The sequence below is a fragment of the Streptomyces sp. NPDC023541 genome, from assembly GCF_055559995.1.
On record NZ_JBVHJO010000002.1, the window covers coordinates 339,005 to 362,777 of the forward strand.

A 23,773-nucleotide genomic window follows, 5' to 3' on the forward strand; every position below is an offset into this window, starting at 1 on the left:
GAGATGCAGCTGTGCGCCTCGTACGGCATCCCGCACAGCCACTTCTCGGGCGCCGGGGATGGCCGTTGGTCGGCGCTCGACCGGGCGAAGGCGCTCGCGTACCTGGCCTACACCCAGGCGTCGTGTGACGGGTGCGGAACGCGAGCCGCCGAGTGGGACGAGGGCATGGGCGGTGACCGGTTCGCTTACGTGCCCGAGCCGTACCGATGCCCTGGCTGCGAGCTGATCGAGATGGAACGCGAGCAGGTCCCGGATGGGGCCGAGGGCCGGGGGATGAAGATCGGGCTGCGGCCCCGGAAGGACGTGACGCCGTGAGCGGCGCCTACACCCTCTACGTCAACCTCATGGCCAACACTGGTGGCCTCACCACCGGCCTTCGGGGCGCCGCCGGCCAGCTGCGCAGCTTCGACAACGGCCTGGCCGGAGTCGGGACACGTCTGGGTTCGGTTCGGAACGCCACCGAGGCCCTGACCCGGGCGCAGGCAGCCGCGTCCGCCGAGGCGATCCGGTCTCAGGCCCGGGTAACCCAGGCAGCGGAGCGGGCGGCAGCCGCACAGCAGGTCGTCACGCGAGCCCACCGCGCACAGGCCCTCGCCGCTTCCCTGGCGACCCGGGCCCAGGAAGCGCACACAGCAGCCACCCTCGCTGGCGAGCGTGCGGCCCGCGCGCAAGCCCTCGCCCAGACCATGGCGTCGCGGGCCCAGGCCACGGCCGGTGCGGGCGCGGCCGCCGCCGCTCGCACCGCGGCCGCCGCCCAGGTCGCAGCAGACCGCGCAGCCCAGGCCCACACTGCTGCGCAGACCCGCGCCGCCGCAGCGCAGCTCGCCGCGACCCGGGCCAGTGGGATGGCCCAGCGGGCTTCCACCGGGCTTGCCGACGCGGAGAACCGTGCCCGCACTGCGGTCACGGCCCGGGACCAGGCGCAGCGCGCCGCAGCCCGTACCGCACAGGCCTCCGCCCAGCAGATTGCGCAGGCGGAGAGCCGTCTGGCAGCGGCCTCGTCCGCTCGGGCAACGGCGTACGCGCAGGGCGGCCTGGTCATCGGCGCCGCTCTCGGTGTCGGCGTGGCCAACGCCATCCAGCTGGAGCGGGCCATGGCGAACGTCATGACGATCTCCCAGCAGATCACCGCGAAGAACGTCTCCGCGTTCACCGACGAGATCGTCCGCCTCTCTACCGAGCTTCCCCAGACCGCGGAGCAGCTCGCCGAGGGCCTGTACCAGATCGTCTCCACGGGCTTCGACGGCTCGGAGGCGATGTCCATCCTCAACGTCGCCGCCCAGGGCGCCTCCGCCGGCCTGACCACGACGGAGACTTCGGCGCGGGCACTGCTCGGTGTGCTGAAGGCCTACGGCCTTCCGGCGTCGCAGGCCAGCGACGTGATGGACACGATGTTCCAGACCGTCAACCTGGGCGTCGTCTCCTTCGAGGAACTCGCTCAGCAGCTCGGCGATGTCGTACCGATGGCCGCGGCCGCTGGCGTCGAGTTCGACGACCTCAGCTCAGCTCTCGCCGCGATCACCCTCGCCGGTATCCCTGCCGCCGAGGCCGCGACCGCGCTGAACATGATGATGACGAGAATGGTCAAACCGACCAGGGAGATGCGCGACGCCATCAAGGACCTCGGCTACGAGTCCGTGGCCTCCGCCATCGCCCAGGACGGGCTGTACGTCGTCGTCAACAAACTGCGTGAGGTCACCGGCGGCTCGGCCGACGCCATCGCCAACATGTTCAAGGACATCAGGGCGACGCGCGCCATGCTCGCCCTGTCCGCGGCGGACGGGAAGAACTACGCCGACACCTACAAGGGCATCGCCATCGAGGTGGCCCGCGCCGGCGCTGCCGAGAAGGCCTACGCCATCCAGCTGGACACCACCGCAGGTCAGTGGGCCCTCTTCCGGAATCAGGCCACTGCCCTGGGGATCGACCTCGGGCGGGCTCTCCTCCCCGCGCTCCAGACCATCGGCGAGTACTTCAATATCCTCGCCGGAGCGATCAACGACCTGCCGGGCCCCGTGAAGTCCCTCATCGGCGGGTTCCTCGCCCTGGCCGCGGCGGGCCTCCTGCTGCGCGCGGCCGTGGAGAAGGCCAGCGTGCAGCTTGCCACCTTCCGGACCAACCTCGCCGCAGCGCGTGCCGGAGGGTCCGCCTTGCCCGCCGTCCTCTCCGGAGCAGGCCTTGCCGTCACCGGCCTGGCCACCCTGGTCACCCTCGGCGTCGCCGCATACGCCGCGTACTCCGCGTCCAAGCAGCAGGCGAAGGCCGCGACGCAGGAACTCGTAGAGGCAATGCGCGCCGAGCGCACCGAGGGTGAACAGGGAGCCGGGCTCCGAAAGCTGACCGAACAGCTCACGAGCAGCGGCGACCTCGAGAAACTGCGCGCGGCAGGCGTCTCCGCAGAACAGGCCATCGACGCCATCATCAACGGCGGCCAGCGGTACAAGGACGTTCTCGAACAGATCCAGACGGCCAAGCAGGCCACCGTGAAGGAAGTCGGCAAGGCCGTCACCTACGACGAATCCTTCGACCGAGCCCGTGGCGTGCTTGAACGCCAGCACCAGATGTGGGGCGATGCGGTGAAGAAGGAGGCCGAACTCGCCGCCAACATGGACATCGTCAACGCCAAGATCAAAAACAGCCGGATCGAACTCGCGGGCGCGTGGGATCTGACGGCGATGCTCCCCGTCGACAAGAACGGCGCCCCGAAGTTCACCGACGAAATGCAGGCCATGGGCAAGGCCCTGGCCGACATCGTCGACCCGGCCAAGGCGTGGAAAGCCGCCCAGGACGAGGTGGCCGAGGCCAACCGCAAGGCCGGTCGGTCGGCGGATTCCGCGAAGGCGAGCCTGGCCGACTACATGGAACAGCTGCGAAAGCAGCTGTCTGCCCAGCGCGACTGGCAGAAGAACCTCGGAGCCCTCGCGGCCAGCGGCCGACTCGAACTGGTCGACCACTTCGCCAAGCTCGGCGTGGACGCCGCCCCGATGCTCGACGAGCTCGTCCGCCAGCTCGACAAGGGCGGCGGGAAGGTTGCCGACGAGCTGGAGGCGATCATCCAGGAAGGGGCGTCCCGAGCCACGCCCGCCTTCCGCGCCGGCCTTGAACAACTGCCGGGCATCGCCGCGAAGTACGGCAAGGACATCGCCCAGGCATGGGCGGACGCCTCGGCCACGAACAACCCGGGAAAACTCGGCGAGGTCATGCAGCGCATGGCGCTGGCCGACATGGGCCGAGCCGCGTCGCAGCTGCCGCAGGACGCCCGGGTCACGATGCAGCAGGGCATGAAGGTCCTGGCCGAAACGGCTGCTCGCGGCGGGAAGGACGCCGCCGAAGCCATGAAGACGGCCCTGCTCAGCGGCGACCTCGAAGGCGTGCGGACTCAGCTCCAAGCGATCTTCGGCGCCGACATGCCCATTAGCCCGCCCGATCTCTCCCGGGTCGTCGCCGCCTTCCAGCTCGCCGGCGGCCAGGCCAATGCCGAGTGGAGCGGTGCCCTGAGCTTGATCCAGATGACAGCAGCGACGAAGGGCACCGCCGCAGCACAGGCCCTGACCTCCGCTCTGCTGTCTGGCGACATGGGTGCGGTCAAGGCCAACCTCGACGCCATCGGTGTGTCCGTCCAGAACATCCCCGGATCGAAGACCATCTCCGTCAACGTCTCCGCGCCCCCGCCGCCCCCCGTCGTCATCTCGATCCTTTACCGCCGCACCCCCATGCCGGGCGACAACGACGGCAACGGGATCCCCGACCTCGTCCAGGCCCCGCAGGCGAACGGCAGCGTGCTGTCCTTCTATGCGAACGGCGGCGTACGGGAGCAGCACGTCGCGCAGATCGCACCCGCCGGCGCCTGGCGGGTGTGGGCGGAGCCAGAGACTCAGGGAGAGGCCTACGTACCCCTCGCCGGCTCGAAGCGACCGCGGTCCAAGGCGATCGTCGAAGAGGTCGTGCGCCGGTTCGGCGGGGAGGTGGCCTGGTACGCCGACGGCGGCCTCTCCGGCTGGTCGTACCGTCCGGGTGTCCCTGAACTCTCCTCCCTGTCCTCTATCCGTAGCGACTCGATGAGGAAGGTGAAGAAGGGGGGCAAGGAGTCCGAGGTCTTCGACCTGGCGCTGTTCGAGAAGAACCTGGGCAAGGCCGCGCGCCGTGCCGCCGACTGGCGCCGCGACCTGGCGACCGTTGCCCGCCGCGCCGGCCAGGACGTCGCCGACGCCCTGGCCGACATGGGGGAAGACGGCATCGAGCTGACCAAGAAGATGGCCAACGGCAGCTCGAAGTACATCAAGGACATGACCGACGACCTCACGGCCCTGGGGAAGGTCGCCCGTGCCTCGCTGGGCGACTTCACCAACCAGCTCAAGGCCGCCGTCGACAACCAGAAGACCTTCGAGGAGAACCTCGCGAAGCTCGCCGCCTGGGGATACACGGACCTGGCGACCCTGCTGGCGGAGCAGGGAGACAAGGCTGCGGAACAGGTCGCGGCCGAGGCAGCGCGTTCCCAAGGAGCAGCGAAGGAAGCCAACGACGTCAGCAAGCGCGCCAAGGAGGTCATCTCCGGCGACGCCCTCAACGATCTCGTGCAGATCATCGGCGCGATCCGGACGAGCCGGACCGGCATCCACGACGTCGCCGACACGACGAAGCTGGACGAAGACCGGATCATCGAAGTGTCCCTGCTCGGGCAGGGCCGCATCCGGCAGGTCCTGGGCGGCCAGGCCGAGCGATTCCTGAACGACCTGGCGCGAGCACAGCGCGGGCTGTCCTACGCGGACGGCGGGATCCTGACGCCGGGCGTGTATGCGACGAGCAACGGGATAGTGCGATTCGCCGAACCCAGCACCCAGGGCGAGGCGTTCATCCCCCTGGGCGCGGCGAAGCGCGGTTCAGCGGAGCGGGTCCTCGCCGACGTCGCCCACCGGTTCGGGTACCGGCTCACCGCGCCCGGCACAAGCACCCCGCGGGTGGTGGAAGCCAAGCCCGAGAGCAGGACCGTGGTCATCGTCCGAGACGAGCACCCGGCCCCGCTCATCGGCACCCAGAACATCCGCATCGACCGGCCCGGGGCGACCGAGCAGCAGATTTCGGCAGCGGTCGGCTACCAGGTGCGCCGCGCGAAGCGGGGTGGGGTGCGATGACCGCGGCCCTTCGTGACCACCGCCACGAGCTCGGAGGCGTACCCATCGGGGTCGGGACCTCCGTCGTCATCGCGACGATCGAGGGGCTGGGCCGCCCCGAGGTGCGCACCGGGGACGTCGACCCGCCCCACGCTGACGGTGTCTGGCTCGGCGCCGACTACTACGCCGGCCGTGCCGTCCGTATCAGCGCGGGCATCCGTACCCCCGGTGACCAGGCCGCAGCCCTGGATGTCCTCGCCGAACTCCAGCACGTCCACGACGACCCGCGCCTCCGGCTCACCGGCGGCGCGACCACCGACCTGCGGCTCAAGCTGCCCGGCCGGGACGTACGGGTCCTCAAGGGACGCCTCCGCCGCCTCGATGCTGACCTGTCGTCCCTGGTGTACGGCTGGATCCCCATCGACCTGGAGTTCTTCGCCGCTGACCCGTACTTCTACAGCGACGAGCAGCAGCAGACCACCATGTCCCTCAACATGATTTCCGACGGCGGATTCACCGCCCCCGTCGTACCCCCGGTCACCGTCAACCCGGGGCCAGACGCCAACCGTCGGCCCGGCTGGATCACCGTCGACGGCGCGGAGCCCGCGTGGCCCGTGCTGCGGATAACCGGCCCCTGCGCCAATCCGTCCATCACCCACGTCCAGTCCGGCCGGTCCCTCCAGCTGAACACCACGATCGACGCGGGCGACTGGATCGAGATCGACACGCGGCCCACCTGGCGATCCGTCCTGCGCCGCAACGGCGGTCACGTGAACCTCACGCCGGGCTCGCGCATCGACACCTTCAACCTGCCGCCCGGCCGCAGCGAGCTCCGCTGGCAGGCCACCGACCCCACCAACAAGGCCCAGTTGACCGTCTCCTGGCGCGCAGCCTGGGCAACCCTCACTCGGGAGCAACAGTGACCCTGACACCCGTCCCCCTGCTCACCAACGGGGGCACGCACAGCGCCCAGAGCTTCCGCATGATGATCCGCGACCTCGCCAGGGGATCCGAGGGCGTCACCGAAGGCAACGACCTGAAGGTCACGCCGTTGACGGTCCCCGCCGGCGGCGTCCTCGTCGGCGACGGCTCCGGCGTCGTGCGCGGCCGCGCGGTTCCCTGGCAGGGCCACTACACCGCCTACAACATCGGCACCGAGCAAGTACCGATCGCCCCGACCGGCGGCACCCCGCGTACGGACCTGGTCGTGATGCGGGTCCTCGACCCCGAGTACGAGGGCAACCGCAACCCGGCCAAGGACAAGATCGTCTACTTCGACGTCATCCCAGGAGTGTCCGCCACGGCGACCGCCCCGCCGCCCGGGTTCTCCGCGATCCCGCTGGCCCGCATCAACCTCCCGGCCAACACGGGCACTATCACCGCGGCGATGATCACCGACCTGCGCCGTATCGCCAACCCTCGTCGCGACCGCCGGATACACATGATCCGGGGCTTTCCCTACAGCCAGTCACCGACCGCCGCGGAAAAGTGGAGCGACTGGCCCGCGGAGGGACGCGTGCAAATCGAGATCCCCACGTGGGCAGTCACCTGCAACCTCGTCACTCAGATCGGGGTCCGCTTCTCCGGCAACCCCTATACGCGACTGCGCCACAAGTTCGGCACCATGTTCGGAGCCGAGATCACCATGGACGACGACGCCGTAACCGGCTGGTCCCGCGAAAACATCTTTCTCGGCGACAGCCCGCAGATCACCCCTGCCCTGCGCGGCACCACTCAGTGGCTCAGCATCCAGACCAACCCGATGCCCGGCTCGAAGTTCACCCTCGACGTCAACGGAGCCAGCAACCTGATCTTCGACGTGGAGTTCGTCGAGGGGGTGCTGTGAACCCGACCGGTTACCGCTACATAGCTCAGCACGCACTGTCCGGCGAGATCCTCTCCTCGGACGTCCCGTTGACGGACGTCGAGTACGGGCCGGAGCTCAACGGGCCCGGCGCGCTGACCGCCACCCTCTCGCCGCGCTTCGCCCACTCGCGCCCGGACATCGCCGACGAAGGCAACGTCCTGATCTACGTCGAACGGGACGGCGTGCTCCGCTGGGGCGGCCTGCTCTGGCAGTCCACACCCGAGGACCGCACGCTGTCCCTGGAGGCCGCCGGCTGGAGCAGCTACCTCCAGCGGAGGCACGACATCCACGGGGAACTCGACGGCCGGGGCCCGTACGTCTACGCCGACCCGTGCCAGGTGATCCGAGACATCTGGGCCTACGCCCAGTCGCTGCCTGACGGGAACCTCGGCGTCACCGTGGATTCCACGCAGTCCAAGGCGAAGGTCGGCACCCCGGCCGAACCGCTGCGCTTCGCGTGGTGGGAGGAGCCGGTCCTCGGCGACGCGGTCGACGACCTGGTGGCCGCCGCCGAGTCCCCGGACTACACCTGCGACACGCAGTGGGGAAGCGGCGGCAAGATCGTCCGACGGGTGCGGCTCGGCTACCCGCGACTCGGCGCCCGCCGCACCGATATCGCCTTCACCAGCGGTATCAACGTCATCAACTCGCCGGCCATCCCACGCTCGGCGGACGAGTTCGCCAACACGATCATCGCCACCGGCGCCGGCGAAGGCCGCTCCCGGCGGCGCCACGTCGACTCCGTCCGCGATGGGCGGCTCCGCATGGAGTCCGTCCTTGCGCTGCCAGACGTGAAGGGCACCGACATCCTCGCGCGCAGGGCTGCGGCTGAACGCAAGCGCCGCCAGCTCCGGGGCACCGTGGAACAGATCAGCATCCGCCCCGACCACCCTGCCGCACCCCTCGGTGCCTTTCAGATCGGAGACGACGTCTTCACGCAGGTCAGCACCGACTGGGCCGACTTCGCAGGGTGGATGCGCATCGTCGGCTGGAGCGTACGCACTGGAGGACCCGAAGGAGAGACCGTGACCGTCCTGCTTGAGCGCGCCGACGCTTTCCACTACGGGGCGGCAGACGCATGACCAACATCGACATCGGCACCCGTCTGGCCGCCATCGAACGCCGCCTCGCCACCGCCCAACGATCCAGCCGACTCGCGCATGCCTCTCTCGAAGACACCGCCCTCGAGGTCTTCGACGAAAGCGGATCCCTGCGCGCCGTCATCGGTCAGCAGCCGGACGGCACCTCCGGCGTCGTCGCGGTCAACGGCCCGCCCCCGCCCCAGCCCGCGAAGCCCGCGCTGGCCCCAGTCCTCAGCGGCGTGGCAGTCACCTGGGACGGAGGCTTCCTTGATGCCCAGGTGCCACCGCTGGACTTCTCCCGCATAGAGATCCACGCGGGCAGCACCGACGGCTTCTTCATCAACGAGACGACGCTGCGCGGCACCCTGGAATCGCCTCGGGGCGGCACGCTCATCATCCCGGCCAGCGAGCCCCTGTTCGTACGCCTCATGGCTCGCAACAGCTCCGGCACCGCGGGCGACCCCTCTCCGCAGGCGGGTCCCACTGGCCCGGCAGCCGTTGTCGCGCAGGACGTCCTCGACGGCATCATCGACGAGACGAAACTGGCCGAAGACGCTGTCGGGCGTATGCACATCCAGGTCGGAGCTGTCGGACACACCGAGCTCGGCGTCGGTACCGGCAACCTAGTTCCGGATCCGTCGTTCGAGGGCCAGCTCACCGCCCAGCTGCTCCTGGCGAATGCGGCGTGGTCCACGACCAGCGGCAACCGGTCCCCGCGCGCTGTGCGCGGGATTGCAGCTCCCACCACACAACCCCTGCAACTGACCGAGCTTCCCGTCAGCCCCGGGGACCGGTTCTTCCTCGCAGCCGACATACGGGCCTCTTCGGACTGGGCGGGCGACTCGGCCCGCTTCTACATGCGCTGGCTCGATGCAGCCGGAGCGGTCCTCTCCTACGGCATCCTCAAGGCCACCCCCACCGCGGGAGGGCCCTGGACCCGCTACAGCGCCCAGGTCCAGGCACCGGCCGGTGCCGTCAAAGCCATCGTCGCGCTCTCGATCTACCTGGGCACCGGCGGCACCTTGGACTACGACAACGTCGAAGTGCGCACGGTCGTCGCTGCGGGCATGGTGCTCGCCGAGTCCATCGGGACTCCCGAACTTGCCGCTGGAGCCGTGACCGCGACCAAGGTCGCAGCGAAGACCCTGACCGCCAAGGAGGTCAAGGCGCTCTCGTTGACCGGCGACGAGATCGCCACCAACACCCTGGTCGCACGCCACATCGCCGCAGGCCAGCTCAACGCGACGCACTTGGCGATCGGCGTGGACGGGAACCTGGTCGCTGACCCCAGCTTCGAAGGACCGATCACCGTCGGCCGACTGAAGACCGACTGGACGGTGGTCACCCCGGGGCGCGACAGCGCCAAGGCCCTGCGCGTCGACTGCACCGCCACGGCCACCGCGAACTACAACTTGCAGCTCGGCTCCTTCCCCGCGACGGCAGGGCAGAAGGTCTGGCTGTCCGTAGACGTTCAGACCTCGGCCGACTGGAACGGCAGCAAGGTAGGCATGTACGTGCGGTGGGACGACGCTACCGGTGCACTGCTCGGGTACAGCTCCGTCAACGCCACGCCCACCCCAGGATCGCCTTGGCAGACCCTCTCCGGTCTGGCCCCACTCGCGGCCCCTCCGCAGGCCGCCGTCGGCTTGATCAAGCTCCTGGCCGACGCCAGCAGCGTCGGCACGGTGACCTTCGACAACGCCCACTGCCGCATCGTCATCGGATCAAGGCCGACCGGAGCCCGCGCAGAGATCAGCCCCGTCGGACTTCGCCTGTACGACAACGAGGGCGGCGAACGCGTAAGCCTCGTCACCGGCCAGCCCAACTTCCTCACCCTCGCGGGCTCCGACGGGGCGGCGGTGGCCACCATCGACGATCGCGGAAACGGAGCCTTCGGCGACCTTGCCGTAGCCGGCGCGTTCAGCGTTGGCGGAGTCCGGCTGGACTCCCGCCTGGCGGAAGCCCCCCGCGGCGTCGTCGCCATCGGCCGGTACACCGGGGGAGTCCAGGGTGGCGCTGGCACGTACGGCTTCATGGAGCTGGCCTTCAACAGCGACCCGACCCGCATGTACCGCATCGTCTTCGACGCCCACGTCGACCCCAATGCCGGTGGAGGCGAAGCCGTGGTCACCCTCCGGGACGGAGGCGCCAGCACCCCCTCGATCAACTCGCCGAGCCTCCAGGAGACCGTCCTTCCCCTCGGAGGCGGCTGGCAGCGCGTGCACCTGGAAACCGTGCAGCCCGGCCGGGACCTCGGTGCGGGACTGCATCGGCTCCTGACGACCTTCCGGGTCCAGTTCGGTCCGGCCGGCCAGGTGCTGACCATGTTCGGTGGCGCCGGATTCCCCGCCCACATGCTCGTGGAGGACATCGGCCCCTACGTCCCCGACACCGGGATCCTCAACGCCGGCGGCGGCACCGCCACACCGCCCAAGCAGCAGTACACCAAGACGTACACCGCGAGCTGGTCGGGAAGCTACGCCAACCGCGCGGGCTACAACAGCTACTACAACTCCCAGTGCGTCCAGGGGTACTACTCCAGCACCAACGGAACCCAAGCCGCCTTGATCGGCTTCCCGTCGTCCCTGGCCTCTGACCTTGCAGGGGCCTCCATCCAGAGCGTCGAGCTCTACCTGTACTACGCGCACTGGTACTACAACTCGGGCGGCAAGGCCGTCATCAAGGCCCACAGCCACGCATCCCGCCCCGGTACCTTCAGCTGCGACAGCGACTCCCAGACGATCGAGTGGGGCAAGAACGTCGGGAAGTGGATCGACATCACCTCCATCTTCGACTCAACGAGCTGGAGGGGAGTTGCGCTTGACCCCAACAACACCTCCCTGGACTACTACGGGCGTGCCGAAGGCGTCGGGGAAGGGCACCCGCCACAGCTCAAGGTCACGTACGTGAAGTGAATCGGGACCGATCGGCACCAGCCGTAGACTGAGGACTGGCGCGGGGCCGACTCACTGGGGAGCACCGTGACCAGCCCGAACCAAGATCCCACGCCCTGGGAGCTGCTCCGCGCTGTTCAGCAGCTGCGTGACGATCTTCGCGCTGACTTCGCAGCCCTGGCCAGTCGGCTGGAGCAGATGGTCACCAAGGACGTGTACGCCGCCGACCAGCGGGCGGTCGAGCAGCGAATCGGCACTCTCGAAGACGACCTCGACGAGCTTCGGGAACAGCGCGAACGCGAGGCAGCCGACGCCCGAACGAACCGGCGCCTGGCTCTCTCAGCCCTCGTCGCACCTGTCGTGGTCGCACTCCTCGTCGCTGTGCTGCTGGCCAAGCTGGACCTCTAACACCCATCCCGGCGCGGGGGAGTTCTGGAAAGCGCCTGATGGCAACACCGCTCACCGCGGACCGAGTCCTGTCCGCGTTCAAGGCCGCCGGCCTCACCGTCGAGGAGGTAGGCGACTGGCGTAACCACAACCGCAACCACCGAGGGCCCTTCGGCCCTGTCCACGGCGTCATGATCCACCACACGGTGAGCCGGGGCACGGCCTACTCGGTTTCGCTGTGCTACGACGGGCACAGCGACCTGCCCGGACCCCTGTGCCACTCCGTGATCGACAAGGCGGGGGTGATCCACCAGGTCGGGCACGGCCGCACCAACCACGCGGGCAAGGGCGACAGCAGGGTTCTGGCTGCGGTGCGCGCTGAGTCCGCCCTGCCGACCGACACCAGGGCCGACATCGACGGCAACACCCACTTCTACGGTGCCGAGCTCATCAACCTGGGCGACGGCGAGGACCCGTGGCCGCCCGAGCAGGTCGAGGCGGCCGCCCAGTGGGCTGCCGCGCTGTGCCGCGCGCACGGGTGGACGGCGGCCTCCGTGATCGCCCACAAGGAGTGGCAGCCCGGCAAGATCGACCCCACCTTCGACATGGACGCGTTCCGGCGCCGGGTGTCGGGAATCCTGGCCGACGCCGGCAGCAAGCCGCCCACCGGAACCAAGCCTCCGCAGGGAGGAGCCCCGGTGTTCCCCGGCCGCAACGCCTTCGGCCCGGGGAAGTCCAACGAGCACATCCTGCGCCTCGGCCAGCAGCTCGTGAAGAAGGGCTTCGGCTCGCACTACCGCGTGGGCCCGAGCCCCGAGTGGGGCGAGGCCGACCGGCTCAACACGGCCGCCTTCCAGCGCGCCCAGGGGTGGAGCGGTAACGACGCCGATGGCCTCCCCGGCCCCGAGACGTGGCGCCGTCTCTTCGCCTGACCCATCCCCACCTTCGAGGAGCAGCCTTGAACCTGTACGCATCCCTGATCCGCACCGGCGTCCCGGCCGCTGTCGGCTGGCTCGTAGCCCTGGCGCTGAAGGTCGGCCTGGAACTGCCCGCTGACGCGGTCACAGGGGTCCTGACCCCGGCCGTCATCTTCGCCTACTACGGCCTGTTCCGCCTCGCCGAGCAGCACGTCTCTCCGCGGTTCGGCTGGCTGCTGGGCTACGCACGCCCGCCGAAGTACGACACGCCGCCGCCGGCGCCGACCGCCTGATCCGACCCGCACATGGAAGAGGGCCCCTGCCTCACGGCAGGGGCCCTCGACCTCTTGGAACCACCACCATACCAAGCAGAACGCCGCATCCGGCCCCCCGACACCATGGATACAATCTATATGCAGAGCTGGCGCGGGTGAGGAGTGAAAGTGGTTCGTCAGGCGAAAGACGGCAAGCCGTACCTGGTGGGGGTCAAGGAGTTTGCGGCGCTCTACGGCGTGCGCCCGCTTCAGGTGAGTCAGTGGATCAGTCGCGACAAGCGGCTCGACTACGAGTACGCACGGATCATCTCGGGCTCGCCGTACTGGCTGCTGGACTTCGCGAAGCGGTACGGCGCGACAACCCCCCGGCCGAAGCAGCTGGACGAGGCCGTTCTCCAGCGCCTCGTGGAGGAACAGCAGCCGGGGTACTGGGAATCGCGTGTCGAAGACCTCCCCGCGATGGTGGGGCAGTCGGAGATCGCGGTGCTTTTCGGGCTGCCCGACAGCGCCGGAGTCCGCAATGCCGCGAAGACGGGGCGGCTTCGGCCGGCGGACTACACCCTCTCGGGCTCGCCGATCTGGCTCCTCGAACCCCTCCTTGAGGACGCGCCGGCGCTGAAGGCGAGCGCCCGCGGCGGAGGCTGGACGATCAACGAGGGGGCGCGTGATGCGCTCCTGGCGGGGACCTACGACGGCCATGGGTCGAGGATCATCCCCCGCGGGCCGGGAGTCGCAAAGGACGCCGTTTAAGCACCATTTGAGGTGATCCAGTTCTTGTTTCAACCCCCAATTGCATATAGAATAGTGGCATGTCATCGCGTTGCGATGGCTACCGCGAGTTCCGGGTCGACCATCGAGGAGACGTTCGTGCGAGATCCGCCGCAGCCTGCCGGTGCTGTTCGAGATCGACATGACCCCACATCGAAAGATAGATTCCAACACTGAACCGTTGGTTTGTATCCCGAGGGGGGATCATGTCTGAGCAGCCCACCCTGTTCGGCCTGGACGACATCCAGCCCGTGCGCCTCCCGGACGGTGTCCGCGAGCTCACCATCCAGCAGCGGTTCGAGGCGTTCCACGCCTTGAATCCCTGGGTCATGCGTCACCTGGAGAACCTCGTCCAGGACGCCATCGACAGGGGATTCCAGCGCATCGGCATCGGGATGCTCTTCGAGCTCCTGCGCTACCGCTACGGCGAGGCAACGCGGGGCGATGAGTTCCGGCTGAACAACGACTACCGCAGCCGTTACGTACGCATGCTCATCGGCAACCGCCCCGACTGGGCGGACTTCTTCGAGATCCGTGCGCTGCGCGCTGCCTGACCCACACCACGACCTCTTGGAGAGACGTGTCCCAGCAGCAGACGCCGACGCGACCGGCGTCCCCCAAGCTCAAAACCCGCAAGCCGACCGGCCAGGTCCCGTACCCGCTGGTCCTCATCGAGGGTGAGGAGGGCAGCGGCAAGTCCTACGCCGCCGCCCAATTCTCGGCCTCCCCGCTCACCGGCCAGACCTACTGGATCGACCTGTCAGAGGGGTCCGCCGACGAGTACGCGGCCATCGAGGGCGCCGACTACCTCGTCATCGACCACGACGGTTCCTACCGCGACATCCTGGAACAGGTCGAGGCCGTCCACGCAGAAGCGTGCCGCGCCGCCGAAGCTGGTGAGCCGCCCGTGGTCCTCGTCATCGACTCCGGATCCGCGCTGTGGCGCATGCTCACCAACTGGACCCAGGAGCGAGCTCGTCGCACCAGGAAGAACAAGGTCGTGCTCGCCTCCGACCCCGACGCCGGCATCGACATCCCCATGAACTTGTGGAACGACGCCGTTGACCGCTGGGCACGGGTCATGCACCTCCTCCAGACGCTTCCCGGCATCGCGATCGTGCTTGCTCGCGGCAAGGAAGTCTCGGCTGTGGACGACAACGGCAACCCCGTCTCGGGCCGTAAGGAGTGGAAAGTCTCCGGCCACAAGGACCTCGGGTTCGACTCCACCGTGTGGGTGCGCATGAAGCGCGACGAGGACCCGCACATCATCAAGGCGAGGTCACTTCGCCTCCGAGTTGAGAAGCGCCGCCCGTTGCGGCTGGCCGACTTCTCCATCGAGGACCTGGTCTTCAACCGGCTGGGCTGCTCCGCGAAGTCTCAGCCCCGCGTCATGCCGGTGCTCGCCGGCGACAGGCTGGCCCCGTGGCTCAAGCGGGTGGAGGAGACCACGGAGAAGGAGGCCCTCGCCGAGCTGTGGCGAAAGACGCGGCCTGACGTGTCGGGGCTCACCCGGCAGGAGGCGTCGACCATCCAGGCGGCAATCAGCGATCGACTCGTCCAGATCGAGAACCCCCAGGACGACATGGATCAGGCGCTCAGTGGCGACGTCGCTGCGCAGCTGCGCGCCGCAGTCGAGCGGGGCAAGGGCGCCGACGGCGTGACCGAAGGGGAGGCGGCCTGATGACTGCCCAGCCTGTGAGCAGCCCGTCGCTGTGGCCCGCAGCGCACACCCAGGACGCGCGGCGTCCCAGGTCGCTCCAGCGTCAGCTCGGCGCGTCCGACACCGTGTGCGAGCGCAGGGCTGCATACATCCTGTCGGGCGCCGAACGGACGGACAGCTCTGACAAGCGCGCCGCGATTCTCGGCACCTACCTTCACGAAGGGCTGCTGGGCTCCGCCCGTACCGAGTACGGGTGGCTCGTGGAGACGTCGGTGGCCGACGACACCATCCGCGGCCACGTCGATGCCGTCCACCTCGACGCTCCCACTGCCGCACGACTGCCCAAGCGCCTGCGGCCGACGGAACCGGCCGACGTGGTCACCGTCGAGGACGTGAAGACGAAGAGCACCTTCCTGTGGGACAAGGTGGTCCGCTACGGAGCCACCGCAGCGGAGATCCGTCAGGTCTACCTGTACGCCGATCTGCTGCGCACGGTGGGCTGGGAGGACAAGCACGGACAGAAGCCCTTGGCGCGGCTCGGCAAGGTCGACGTCCGGCGCATCCGGTTCCGTTTCGTCAACCGCGACAACGGGGCTGAGCACGTCCAGGAGTTCGACTTCGACAAGGCCGAAGCCACCCGCGCCCGCTGGTGGGTACAGCGCGTCATGGAGTACGAGACCCCCGAGGAAGCCAGCCGGTCCTTTGACGGGCCGGGACTGGACCCCATCTGCGACAACTGTCCCTTCCGCACCCCGTGCTGGGGGGATCCGAAGACACCCGGAGCTGCCGTGCAAACGGTCCTCATCCACGATGACGCCGACCGCGAAGCGGCGCTGTCCGAGTACGTGCGCGGCCACGAGATGGAGGCCGAGGGCAAGCGGATCAAGGCGAGGGTCCGCAAGAAGCTCGATGACTCGCCGGCGGGCATCTACGGCCTGAACCAGCTCGCGTGGACTGGAGGCAATGCCGTCCAGGAAGTCGACCGCGAGGCAATGATCGACACCTTCGACGCCCTCGGTGTGCCGGTCCCCGAGAAGTCCGGAGCCGACTTCGAGCGCATGGAGGTCGTAATGAAGGAAGTCGGGATGGCCATCCCCATGCGGACGGCCGCGAAGAAGACGACGCGCGCCATCCGAGTCACCCCCGTCCCCCAGTAGCGGGCCCCCGCCCGTCCTCATCAGCCCCGCCACTGCGACCGCCGCAGTGGCGGGGCCCCCCGTCCTGCCAGAAACACCGCCAAGGGGCCCCGTTGTCTATCCACCTGATGGTCGTTGCCAGCTACCTGCCGAAGGAAGTGATCTCGCAGAGCCAGAAACTCGCGCTGCAGAAGCTCGCCGACTCCGCCGACGACGAGACCCGCCTGTCCCGTCCGGGCCTGGCGCGACTGGCCGCCTGGGTCGGCGTCAACGAGAAGCGCGCGATCACCTTGGTCACCGAGCTGGTCGCCAAGGGCCTGGTGGAGCGTGTCCAGACGGGCAAGGCGGGGCGTGCTGCGGTCTACAGGGTCTTTCCCAACGGCATCCCTCCAATCCCCAGCACCGCCGACCTCAAGGCACGCCTGGAGGCCCAGCGGGCCGCTCCGAAGAACGCCGCGAAGGCGCGACCGGGCGTGAAGCGGGCAGCTCCTGCCAAGCCTGCGATGACGGCCCAGGACGTCGAGGACCGGGTAAAGGACAAGGCTCAGGCTCCGCAGGAGAAGCCTCCACAGGGTGGGTTTCACGCGGGGAACCCTGCGGGTGACCAAAGCCGGGTTCCGCCGGTGGAACCCGGGAAGTTCCAAGCTGGGAACCCTGTCGGTTCCACCGGTGGAACCCCTTCCTTCCTTGGTTCTTCCTCTGTTCTTCCTTTCCCCCCTACCCCCGCGGCTGGCGCCGCAGGGGAGCCTTCCGGCGAGGCCGGTATGACCGACCAGCAGGACCCGGCGCAGGGGCGGGGATGTGCCAAGCACGTAGACAAGCCCGCTTCCTCCTGCCGCGCTTGTGGCACCAATCCGCGCGCGGAGCGCAAGAGGCAGCAGGCCCAGGAGCGTGACGTCGCGCGGCAGGCGAACGACGACCACTGGGATCAGTGGCACCGTGATGCGGACGAGCGCCGGCGTCTCGCCGACCTCCGGGCCGGGGCCGTGCTGGAGGCGCAGAGTGCGGCCAAGAGCGCGGTCCGAAACTGGAAGGACGCTGCCCGGAAAAAGAGTTCAGCCCCGGCACGAAAGTCCCGCAGGAATGTGGACACCCCCACGGATGCATATAAAATAGAAGAAGCAGGGGAGGGGTTCGATTCCATGAAGGCGCCCTGAAGCGCCTTCAAAGATAGATCCCAACTCTGTACTGTTGACCGCCAGCGACCTCTTGGAGAGATCATGAACCGCGAGGCTTTCCAGCTCGCCCCGATGCCGGAACACGGCAACACCACCGACCCGCTCTGGCGGGCACTGTGGGACGCCTACGAGCCGGTCATCACCCCGCTCCGCCGCATGCCGCTCGTCGCCGACATCGAGCTGTGCGGCGGGATGTACGGCATCACCGCCGAACTGGCCGACTACAGCTACCTGCACATCTCGTCGGACGACGTGCTGCCCACCGACCCGAATCAGGTCCGGGGCTGGCTCGTGCAGCGCCTGAGCGACCACAACCCGACGATCCGGGACGTCATCTACGACTCCACCGAGGCAGGCGCGCACGCCGCCCACGGCAACGACCACGTAACGCTGTTCAACGCGATCACCGCGTTCGTCGCCCGCCGTCGGCTCGGTCTCCGGTTCAGCCCCGTCAAGGCCGTCAGCATCTCCGGACTCCGCAGCGACCTCTCCGGCATGGAGCACATCTGCGACTGCTTCCCGCGCTCCCTGGACGCCGTCGCCCGCTACAACCGGGAAGTGGCCATGCTCCGCCTCATGGGGTGGCGCCCCCTTCACCAGCAGGGCGGCAACGAGTGGCCGCTGTCCGTCTGGGTCCACGACGGGGCGGTCGTCACCGTGGCCGTCACCCTGGCGGGCTGGAACGCGGAGCGAGCGGCATGAGCGACCAGCAGGCCCAGAACAACGAGCCCTCCTGCAACCACATCTTTGCCCACCCGCAGACACCGCAGCAGCGCGAGCGCGTTGAGGCCGCCCTCGAGAACGCGCGGCTGACCGGCGACGCCCAAGGCGTGCTGATCGCCGTGGCGCAGTTGACCGGGCCGTGCGACGTGCGTGACGGGAGGCAGCCGTGACTTGGCTTCTTGCCTTCGCCTGCGGCATCGCCGCCGGACTCGCCGTGATCGTCGCGCAGGAGCTGCGCTACGAGACCCGGATGCGGGCCCCGCGCTGCATGACCTGCGGCGGACAGCACCGCATCCACGCCGCCCACAAGTAGCACCCCGCCCGGCCGCCATCACGGCGGCCGGGACCCACAGACCTCTTGGAGAACCCGATGACGCAGAACACCGGAGAGAGCTATCAGCTCCCCGACGACAATCACCTCGCCCAGGCGCTCGATCGCGCCGAGGCCCCGGACGCCAAGGCAGACGACGTCGCCCGCACCATGTGCCTGCTGCTCGCGGCCGAGGTGCGCGACATCCTCACCGGCCACGAGTACCCCGCCCCCTTCGATGCCACCGGCCTGGAACTCCTCTGCACCGCCGAAGGGGCGGTCAGGACATCCGGTGCCTACTGGACCGGCGACGGTACCCGTCGGGAGTTCGAAGAAGCGGGCGCCGAATACCACCTCAACGCCTGGGCGTGCGAGCTCGACAACACCAACCGCGACACCTGGTCCCCGCTCTGTGAACTCCTCAGCGACAACGGCGACACGGTCCGCTACCGCCTCGACCTGATCCGCGCCGCCGCGCTGTGACGCCCCGCCCGGCCGCCGCCGCGGCGGCCGGGCTCAGACCTCTTGGAGACAGCACATGAGCTACGACTTCTTCATCGTTGGCGAGAACCGCGCCATCCGCGGGGGCGGCCCGAACGACACCCTCTACCTGTCCGGCCTCCAGGGCGCCAGCCTCCTCGACACCATGGCCCACTTCGGCATGACGGTTGAGACGGACCGCCCGCAGTGGCCCACCCTGGAGGAATACGGCGTCGAGCTTGCCCACCTCTCGGACACGGCCGAGCTGACCGAGGAGCAGCAGAGCGCGAAGGCTGCATTCGTCGCCGCCTACCAGGGCGTCCGCGAGGCCACCGAAGAGCAGCCCGAAGGCATCCCCGCGTACAAGCTCCGCTACAACGACGGGTTCTGGACCACGCCGGACGAGATCGCCGCCGCCCTCGCCCGCTACGAGGCCCACCCCAACTACGACTGCGCCGAACTGCCCTTCGGCGACCAGACCTGGGCCCGCTGGATCGCCTTCCTCCGCGTAGCCCAGGCCGCAGGCGGCCTGCGCACCCTCTGACCCCTCACCCCGCCTCACCCTGCCCCGCCCCGGCCTCCCGCCGGGGCGGGGCCCCGGCAGACCTCTTGGAGCACCACCACCGTGAACCGCGTCATCGACCTCCTGTGCGGCGCCGGCGGCAGCAGCACCGGCCTCACCGAAGCCGGATACGAGCTCGTCCTCGGCGTCAACCACTGGCAGCTCGCCATCGACAGCCACGCCGCCAACCACCCCAACGCCGACCACGCCTGCATCGACATCACCGGCTTCCCCATGAAGTACCTGCCCCGCGCGGACGTGCTGTGGGCGTCCGTCATCTGCACCGAGATCAGCCCCGCCGGCGGCCGCCGCCGCGAATCCGAACAGCTCGACATGCTCGACGGTCTCGACGACTGGAACTCCCTCCCCAAGGACGCCTTCGAACGCACCCGAGCCACCGCGTGGTGCGTCGTCCGAGCCGCCGAGGCGAAGAAGTTCAAGGCCGTCATCGTGGAGAACGTCGTCGAATTCGGCCTCGACTGGCTGCTCTTCCCCGAGTGGATCGCCACCATGGACAAGCTCGGCTACCGCGCACAGATCGTCTCCGTCTCGAGCGCCCACGTCGGAGACGAAACGAATCTGCGCGCCCCCCAGTGGCGAGACCGCATGTACTGCGTCTTCACCCTCAAGACCATGCGCGCACCCGATGTCGAGCCCCGCCCCCTCGCCCACTGCGTGGACTGCGGCGAGGACGTGCCCGCCCGCCAATCCTGGAACAACGAGAAGCAGCGCATCGGCAAGTACCGGAGGGACTACATCTACTGCTGCCCCAACACGGACTGCGGCCACGCGATGGTTGAGCCGTACGTGCGGCCAGCAAGCGACATCATCAACTGGGCCGACCTCGGCGGCCGCATCGGCGACCGCCGCAAGCCGCTGGCGGAGACCACCATGGCCCGCATCCGGTCGGGCCTGGCCAAGTTCCCGTACGAGCCGAGCGGCATCAACCTCGTCCACGGCAAGAACGGCGGCGACCGCGCATTCGCCATCGGCCGCCAGCCGCTGCCGACCCGCACCGTCAAGCAAGGCGATGCCCTCCTCGTTCCCACCGGCGGATCGTGGAACACCGAGCCCGCATCCGTGGACGTCCCGCTGCGTACCCGCCTCACCCGTGAGAGCGAGGCCCTGGTCACCGTCGACCCGTTCATCATCGAGTACCGCAACAACGCCACAGCGTCCCGGGCCACCGACCCCCTCGCGACCGTCACCGCCCAGGGCAACCACCACGGACTCGTCGTGCCCGGCGGCGTCGCCCCAGCCATCGCCCGAAACACCCTCGTCATCCCCTACCGCAAGGCCGCCGTCAAGACTGCGGCCGAACCGATCCACACCCTCGCCACCCGCGACTCCGCCGGTCTCGTACGCACCGCACCCGCCGTCGAGGACTGCTACTTCCGCATGCTGAACCCGCGCGAGCAGCTCCTCGGCCAGCGGTTCCCCCAGAAGTACGTCGTCTACGGCAACCAAGCCGAGCAGACCATGCAGGCCGGGAACGCGGTCTCCGTGAACGTCGCGAAGTGGCTGGGCCAGCAACTGGAGGCCGTCCTGTGACCGGACCCCGGCAGACCACCGAAACCCACGTGACCGCTCACGCCCCCTGCTTCGGCGACGACAACTTCTCGCCCGCCGCAGACCGCTGGACGGACATCAGCGGCCTGCGCGACATCTGCGACCCGCTCCTGTACGTCTGCGGCCGCTGCCCGTTCAGGGCCGCATGCATCCGCCAGGTCAACCCGGCCAAGGCCGCGTTCGACGGCGTGTGCGGCGGCCGCATCTGGAACGACGGCACGATCCTCGCCGCGGTCGACGGAGCCGACGACAGCGAGCTCCTTCCGCCCGTCGGCCGTCAGTCCTGCGGCAGCAAGCAGGGCGTCCGCGCCCACCGGCGTGCCGCCGAACGCATGTGCACCAAGTGCGACAACCACCTCAACCGCCACGAGCAGCTTGCCCTCGCCCTCGACGAAGCATCCTGACTGGAGCGACCATGACCGACCCCACCATGCGCGACCTCCTGGCCCCGGTGGCCGCCATTGCCCTGATCGCCCAGGCCAACCCGGATCTGCCCGTTCCACGGATCGACCTCGGCCCCGTATTCGACGACAACGACCACCACCGGCTCGGCATCCAGCTCTACTTCGACCGGCCCGACACCGGCATCTACGAGCGGTGGGCGGCCCTCATCGGCAGCGAGAACCCCGACTCGCACACCAGGCCCTCCAACGCGTACCCCAACGCGACCGTCCGGCGCACCTACGGCACATACGCCGGCGTCGTCATCGAGGCCGTCGCCCACCAGGACAACACCGCAGCAGACGCCGCTGCTGCCGACGCCGCCTGACCTGCTCCACGGCCGCCCCGGACCCACCCCGGGGCGCCACCCGAAGGGGATCCCACCACCTATGACCGACCACGTCGACCCTGTCGCCGACCCGCAGACCAGAACCGTACGAATCTGCGCGGACCTATGCCCCACGTGCATCTTCCGCCCCGGCAACCTGATGCACCTCGCACCTGGCCGCCTTGCCCAGCTCACTGCCCACACCATCGCCAGCGAGGGGCACATCGTCTGCCACGACACCCTCGGCACTGGCGTCGGCTCCATCTGCGCCGGCTACGCCGCGCACCCCGTGGGCCGGAAACGATCCCTGGCCCTGCGGCTCGTGGACGCGGGGGCCTTGAGCGCCAGCCTGACCGGGGTGGCCGCCACGGGCAGCGACTGCCCCCACCCCAGTCCCGCCCCAGTCAGCCCAGGCGCAGCCATACACAAGGAGCAGTCATGACCCCCGCCCTCGTCACGATGATCCCCGCCGACGTCATGGGTTTCGACGGCCGGACGTACCCCGCCCTTGTCAGCGGACCGGGCATGCACGGAGGAGTCAATCCGTACTTCTCGCTCGACACCATGCGCGCCATAGCCGCTGACACGGCAGCCGACGTGGCCAGACACGGCCACGACCGAGTAGATGCCGTACACGTCATCGAGGGAGGCACTGACGCCAGCGGCAATCCCCAGGCCGTCGTCCTCGCGATCAGCTGGGGCTACTACGAGCAGGACGGCCCGAAGGGCATCACGCGGATCATCAGCCCCACCGAGCAGGGTCTCTACCCCGGCGCGGGTCTGGAATGGGTCTGGGACCTGGCCGACGACCCGTCCACCGAAACCCGCTGAACACCCCGGGCGGGGGCGACCGGTCTCCGCCCCCGCCCGGCACCCCCACCAGCAAGGAGCTGATCATGACCCACATTTGGCCCGGCCGGACATTCGTCTCCTGCCACCCGATGGACCTGGGAGACGTCCGGCTGCGCGTGGTCAGCTACACCGAAGGCGAAGCCCGAGCCGTCGTCGTCGACGCCAACACGGGCAAGCGCCGCCGGGAGATCCTCACCGTGTCGTTGCACCCCACCGCACGAACCCGCACCGGCAAGCCCAGGCTGACCGGGTACGCGCCCGCCAGCGAGGACGAGGCCCAGGCCGCCCTGCCCCACGCGGGGGCCGCCGAGAAGGACTGGTTCGACGGCCTGCCCGGCCGACGCTTCCTCATCCGACTGCCGCCGGGCCTGGACCTGCTGAACGCCAACGATCGGCTCCACCACCATCAGCGAGCGCAGAAGACCCGAGCCCTGCGGCAGGCCGCACGCTTTGCCTCGCGAGGCCTGCCCAGCCTCGACCGGGTCCACGTCATAGGCGTGTTCCACCCGCAGGACCGCCGGCGCCGAGACCCGGCCAACTGGTACCCCAGCTTCAAGGCGCTGCTGGACGGCATGGTGGACCAGGGCGTGCTCCAGGACGACGACCACACCCGTCTTGTCGGCCCCGACATGCGTATCGGAGAGGTAGCGGCCAGTCCCCGGCTCGCCCTCCACATCCGAGACCTCGGTGGCTCTGACCTGCTGAAATAGTCCTGCCTCACGCCAAGTTCTTGCCGGGCGATCTTTGCCACCCCCCGAAATGCATATAGAATAGAAACAGAGAGAGGGGGGAAGCCCCTCCGGATCCAGGGGAGGGAAGCATGATGCTCGGCACCTACCAGCGCGGCGACATCGAGGCCAAGCTGAGCGCCGACGCCCGGCTCGACCGCGCCGAGGTCGTGGGGCTGATGGGGCTGATCGACGAAACCCTCACGGAAGCCGCCCGGCGCATGCTCGGCTCCACCGACGCCGACTGGCAGTTCCTCTTCGCCGACGAGATCGTCGACGCGCTCCTCGCGCTCCTCATTCCCATGGCCGACCGGCCCCACCCCTGCGACGAGCTGGAGTCGGCCGCCGTCATCTTCCGGGTTCTGTGCGGCACCCTCGCTTGCCGCGGTTGACCCTCCATGTCCGGGCGGCCGCCGCCGGCCGCCCGGGCCTCGCTCCAACGGAAAGACGCTCAATGAACTTCCAGCAGGTCGCCGTCGGTCTCTTGGTCTGGATCGGCCTCGAC

At 69.0% G+C, this 23,773-nt stretch carries 25 protein-coding genes; all 25 read left to right on the top strand.

Translation table 11 applies throughout. The annotated features are described in order from the left end of the window. Nucleotides 1–3 precede the first annotated feature (3 nt). The 25 genes from ACZ3X1_RS05535 (at nucleotide 4) to ACZ3X1_RS05655 (ending at nucleotide 23,660) form a co-directional block, all read left to right on the top strand. On the top strand, nucleotides 4–315 hold the full coding sequence (locus tag ACZ3X1_RS05535; RefSeq protein ID WP_355406498.1) for a hypothetical protein: 312 nt from the start codon (nucleotides 4–6) through the stop codon (nucleotides 313–315). Further along, nucleotides 312–5,132 carry a phage tail tape measure protein gene (locus ACZ3X1_RS05540; protein ID WP_467276916.1) on the top strand — a complete coding sequence of 1,607 codons (4,821 nt, stop codon included), beginning with the start codon at nucleotides 312–314 and terminating at the stop codon, nucleotides 5,130–5,132. The genes ACZ3X1_RS05535 and ACZ3X1_RS05540 overlap by 4 nt, the downstream gene beginning before the upstream one ends. Beyond that, nucleotides 5,129–6,034: a phage distal tail protein gene (locus ACZ3X1_RS05545; protein WP_467276918.1), complete on the top strand. Its 906-nt coding sequence runs from the start codon at nucleotides 5,129–5,131 to the stop codon at nucleotides 6,032–6,034. Before ACZ3X1_RS05540 ends, ACZ3X1_RS05545 begins: the two co-directional genes overlap by 4 nt. Next, nucleotides 6,031–6,957 carry a hypothetical protein gene (locus ACZ3X1_RS05550; protein WP_467276921.1) on the top strand — a complete coding sequence of 309 codons (927 nt, stop codon included), beginning with the start codon at nucleotides 6,031–6,033 and terminating at the stop codon, nucleotides 6,955–6,957. The genes ACZ3X1_RS05545 and ACZ3X1_RS05550 overlap by 4 nt, the downstream gene beginning before the upstream one ends. Continuing rightward, a complete protein-coding gene (locus ACZ3X1_RS05555; RefSeq protein ID WP_467276923.1) occupies nucleotides 6,954–8,060 on the top strand; it encodes a hypothetical protein in 1,107 nt (368 codons plus the stop codon). The genes ACZ3X1_RS05550 and ACZ3X1_RS05555 overlap by 4 nt, the downstream gene beginning before the upstream one ends. Beyond that, the gene (locus ACZ3X1_RS05560) at nucleotides 8,057–10,975 is read left to right on the top strand and encodes a hypothetical protein (RefSeq protein ID WP_467276926.1); all 2,919 of its coding nucleotides are present in this window, start codon (nucleotides 8,057–8,059) and stop codon (nucleotides 10,973–10,975) included. The genes ACZ3X1_RS05555 and ACZ3X1_RS05560 overlap by 4 nt, the downstream gene beginning before the upstream one ends. A gap of 66 nt (nucleotides 10,976–11,041) precedes the next feature. After that, nucleotides 11,042–11,362 carry a hypothetical protein gene (locus ACZ3X1_RS05565; protein WP_136224778.1) on the top strand — a complete coding sequence of 107 codons (321 nt, stop codon included), beginning with the start codon at nucleotides 11,042–11,044 and terminating at the stop codon, nucleotides 11,360–11,362. Between the two features lie 38 nt (nucleotides 11,363–11,400). After that, on the top strand, nucleotides 11,401–12,273 hold the full coding sequence (locus ACZ3X1_RS05570; RefSeq protein ID WP_467276930.1) for a peptidoglycan-binding protein: 873 nt from the start codon (nucleotides 11,401–11,403) through the stop codon (nucleotides 12,271–12,273). A 26-nt stretch (nucleotides 12,274–12,299) separates the two neighbouring features. Next, nucleotides 12,300–12,551, top strand: a complete 252-nt coding sequence (locus tag ACZ3X1_RS05575) for a hypothetical protein (protein ID WP_467276932.1) — start codon at nucleotides 12,300–12,302, stop codon at nucleotides 12,549–12,551. Nucleotides 12,552–12,701: 150 nt separating this feature from the next. Next, a complete protein-coding gene (locus tag ACZ3X1_RS05580; RefSeq protein WP_467276935.1) occupies nucleotides 12,702–13,283 on the top strand; it encodes a hypothetical protein in 582 nt (193 codons plus the stop codon). Nucleotides 13,284–13,507: 224 nt separating this feature from the next. Continuing rightward, on the top strand, nucleotides 13,508–13,855 hold the full coding sequence (locus ACZ3X1_RS05585) for a hypothetical protein (RefSeq protein WP_136224774.1): 348 nt from the start codon (nucleotides 13,508–13,510) through the stop codon (nucleotides 13,853–13,855). Nucleotides 13,856–13,881: 26 nt separating this feature from the next. Further along, a complete protein-coding gene (locus tag ACZ3X1_RS05590) occupies nucleotides 13,882–14,982 on the top strand; it encodes an AAA family ATPase (protein WP_467276938.1) in 1,101 nt (366 codons plus the stop codon). Further along, entirely contained in the window at nucleotides 14,982–16,118 is a 1,137-nt protein-coding gene (locus tag ACZ3X1_RS05595; RefSeq protein WP_467276940.1) for a PD-(D/E)XK nuclease family protein, read from the top strand. The genes ACZ3X1_RS05590 and ACZ3X1_RS05595 overlap by 1 nt, the downstream gene beginning before the upstream one ends. 92 nt (nucleotides 16,119–16,210) lie before the next feature. Continuing rightward, nucleotides 16,211–17,254, top strand: a complete 1,044-nt coding sequence (locus ACZ3X1_RS05600) for a hypothetical protein (RefSeq protein WP_467276942.1) — start codon at nucleotides 16,211–16,213, stop codon at nucleotides 17,252–17,254. A gap of 63 nt (nucleotides 17,255–17,317) precedes the next feature. Next, nucleotides 17,318–17,977 (top strand): hypothetical protein, encoded by a 660-nt coding sequence (locus tag ACZ3X1_RS05605; protein WP_467276944.1) that lies wholly within the window; start codon nucleotides 17,318–17,320, stop codon nucleotides 17,975–17,977. Then, a complete protein-coding gene (locus tag ACZ3X1_RS05610) occupies nucleotides 17,974–18,168 on the top strand; it encodes a hypothetical protein (protein ID WP_467276946.1) in 195 nt (64 codons plus the stop codon). The genes ACZ3X1_RS05605 and ACZ3X1_RS05610 overlap by 4 nt, the downstream gene beginning before the upstream one ends. Next, entirely contained in the window at nucleotides 18,165–18,311 is a 147-nt protein-coding gene (locus ACZ3X1_RS05615; RefSeq protein WP_366267397.1) for a hypothetical protein, read from the top strand. The genes ACZ3X1_RS05610 and ACZ3X1_RS05615 overlap by 4 nt, the downstream gene beginning before the upstream one ends. A gap of 57 nt (nucleotides 18,312–18,368) precedes the next feature. Further along, nucleotides 18,369–18,791, top strand: a complete 423-nt coding sequence (locus ACZ3X1_RS05620) for a hypothetical protein (RefSeq protein ID WP_467276950.1) — start codon at nucleotides 18,369–18,371, stop codon at nucleotides 18,789–18,791. Between the two features lie 55 nt (nucleotides 18,792–18,846). After that, nucleotides 18,847–19,332, top strand: a complete 486-nt coding sequence (locus tag ACZ3X1_RS05625) for a hypothetical protein (protein WP_467276952.1) — start codon at nucleotides 18,847–18,849, stop codon at nucleotides 19,330–19,332. Nucleotides 19,333–19,413: 81 nt separating this feature from the next. Then, entirely contained in the window at nucleotides 19,414–20,901 is a 1,488-nt protein-coding gene (locus ACZ3X1_RS05630) for a DNA cytosine methyltransferase (protein ID WP_467276954.1), read from the top strand. After that, nucleotides 20,898–21,323 (top strand): hypothetical protein, encoded by a 426-nt coding sequence (locus ACZ3X1_RS05635; RefSeq protein ID WP_467276956.1) that lies wholly within the window; start codon nucleotides 20,898–20,900, stop codon nucleotides 21,321–21,323. Before ACZ3X1_RS05630 ends, ACZ3X1_RS05635 begins: the two co-directional genes overlap by 4 nt. Before the next feature lie 11 nt (nucleotides 21,324–21,334). Further along, on the top strand, nucleotides 21,335–21,688 hold the full coding sequence (locus ACZ3X1_RS05640) for a hypothetical protein (RefSeq protein ID WP_467276958.1): 354 nt from the start codon (nucleotides 21,335–21,337) through the stop codon (nucleotides 21,686–21,688). Between the two features lie 438 nt (nucleotides 21,689–22,126). Further along, entirely contained in the window at nucleotides 22,127–22,519 is a 393-nt protein-coding gene (locus ACZ3X1_RS05645; RefSeq protein WP_467276960.1) for a hypothetical protein, read from the top strand. Nucleotides 22,520–22,584: 65 nt separating this feature from the next. Further along, nucleotides 22,585–23,250 carry a RusA family crossover junction endodeoxyribonuclease gene (locus ACZ3X1_RS05650; RefSeq protein WP_467276962.1) on the top strand — a complete coding sequence of 222 codons (666 nt, stop codon included), beginning with the start codon at nucleotides 22,585–22,587 and terminating at the stop codon, nucleotides 23,248–23,250. Nucleotides 23,251–23,360: 110 nt separating this feature from the next. Continuing rightward, complete coding sequence (locus tag ACZ3X1_RS05655; protein WP_467276965.1) at nucleotides 23,361–23,660, top strand: hypothetical protein; 300 nt, start codon at nucleotides 23,361–23,363, stop codon at nucleotides 23,658–23,660. The last annotated feature ends 113 nt before the right edge of the window (nucleotides 23,661–23,773 follow it).

Coding starts and splice junctions, on each gene's coding strand:
- ACZ3X1_RS05570 (WP_467276930.1), top strand. CDS start 11,401: ATGGCAACACCGCTCACCGCGGACCGAGTCCTGTCCGCGTTCAAGGCC.
- ACZ3X1_RS05625 (WP_467276952.1), top strand. CDS start 18,847: ATGAGCTACGACTTCTTCATCGTTGGCGAGAACCGCGCCATCCGCGGG.
- ACZ3X1_RS05535 (WP_355406498.1), top strand. CDS start 4: ATGCAGCTGTGCGCCTCGTACGGCATCCCGCACAGCCACTTCTCGGGC.
- ACZ3X1_RS05645 (WP_467276960.1), top strand. CDS start 22,127: ATGACCCCCGCCCTCGTCACGATGATCCCCGCCGACGTCATGGGTTTC.
- ACZ3X1_RS05620 (WP_467276950.1), top strand. CDS start 18,369: ATGACGCAGAACACCGGAGAGAGCTATCAGCTCCCCGACGACAATCAC.
- ACZ3X1_RS05640 (WP_467276958.1), top strand. CDS start 21,335: ATGACCGACCCCACCATGCGCGACCTCCTGGCCCCGGTGGCCGCCATT.
- ACZ3X1_RS05560 (WP_467276926.1), top strand. CDS start 8,057: ATGACCAACATCGACATCGGCACCCGTCTGGCCGCCATCGAACGCCGC.
- ACZ3X1_RS05610 (WP_467276946.1), top strand. CDS start 17,974: ATGAGCGACCAGCAGGCCCAGAACAACGAGCCCTCCTGCAACCACATC.
- ACZ3X1_RS05655 (WP_467276965.1), top strand. CDS start 23,361: ATGATGCTCGGCACCTACCAGCGCGGCGACATCGAGGCCAAGCTGAGC.
- ACZ3X1_RS05650 (WP_467276962.1), top strand. CDS start 22,585: ATGACCCACATTTGGCCCGGCCGGACATTCGTCTCCTGCCACCCGATG.
- ACZ3X1_RS05545 (WP_467276918.1), top strand. CDS start 5,129: ATGACCGCGGCCCTTCGTGACCACCGCCACGAGCTCGGAGGCGTACCC.
- ACZ3X1_RS05605 (WP_467276944.1), top strand. CDS start 17,318: ATGAACCGCGAGGCTTTCCAGCTCGCCCCGATGCCGGAACACGGCAAC.
- ACZ3X1_RS05585 (WP_136224774.1), top strand. CDS start 13,508: ATGTCTGAGCAGCCCACCCTGTTCGGCCTGGACGACATCCAGCCCGTG.
- ACZ3X1_RS05595 (WP_467276940.1), top strand. CDS start 14,982: ATGACTGCCCAGCCTGTGAGCAGCCCGTCGCTGTGGCCCGCAGCGCAC.